This window comes from Microbulbifer okhotskensis (genome assembly GCF_023895975.1).
Lineage (GTDB): Bacteria > Pseudomonadota > Gammaproteobacteria > Pseudomonadales > Cellvibrionaceae > Microbulbifer > Microbulbifer okhotskensis.
Genome location: NZ_JALBWM010000624.1, coordinates 1 through 201 on the forward strand (window position 1 = coordinate 1; position 201 = coordinate 201).

Below are 201 nucleotides of genomic sequence, written 5' to 3' on the forward strand. Positions count from 1 at the left end.
CGGTTTTTGCCTTGGCTACCGCAATGGCTTTCCGGCAATTCGCCACGGTAACGCGTCGGGAAGTTGGAGAGCACCAAGCAGCACAGAGTTTAGAGACAGAGCAAATGTACCGGGCTGAATCCGATAGAGCGGTGCGCCGCTTGCGTGGTATCTCAACCAATATTACCGCAGAGATTATCTAGTTATGGCCGGAAAAAAGTT

Annotated in this window: 1 protein-coding gene; it reads left to right on the forward strand. The window is 51.7% G+C overall.

The window, feature by feature from the left end; all coding sequences use genetic code 11:
* On the forward strand, nt 1-182 hold a 182-nt coding region (locus MO867_RS23505), incomplete at its 5' end, for a head completion/stabilization protein (protein WP_252473596.1).
* Between the last annotated feature and the right edge of the window lie 19 nt (nt 183-201).